The sequence below is a fragment of the Gilvimarinus sp. 1_MG-2023 genome (genome assembly GCF_030548285.1).
On sequence record NZ_JAUOSC010000366.1, the window covers coordinates 1 to 365 of the forward strand.

Below are 365 nucleotides of genomic sequence, written 5' to 3' on the forward strand. Positions count from 1 at the left end.
CCATGACACAGACCGACGTATCACCTGTTGCCGCTCCGGCCAGAAACGAACTCAATGCAGAACAGATCGCCCATGCTTGCAAAGCCCTGGGCGACCCGTTGCGACTGGCCATTGTGCAGCTGCTGGGGCGTGGTTCTTTTGGCGTACTGGAATTGTGCGAGCTGTTGGATATCAAACAGTCCAGCATGAGCCATCACCTGAAGATCCTGGCCCAGGCCCGCCTGGTCAGCAATCAACGGGAAGGCAACAGTATTTTTTATCGCCGCCCGTTACTGGCCAGTCACGACCGCTGGACCCAGTGGCTGGCGACGACGCTGGCAACGCTGGATGCACTGAACGATCCACAAGACAACGGGGTCGAACAG

Annotated in this window: 1 protein-coding gene; it reads left to right on the forward strand. The window is 58.1% G+C overall.

Going from position 1 to position 365, the window contains the following annotated elements:
- Positions 1–365, forward strand: a 365-nt coding sequence (locus tag Q4563_RS17220) for an ArsR/SmtB family transcription factor (RefSeq protein WP_303605364.1), incomplete at both ends; no start/stop codon positions are given.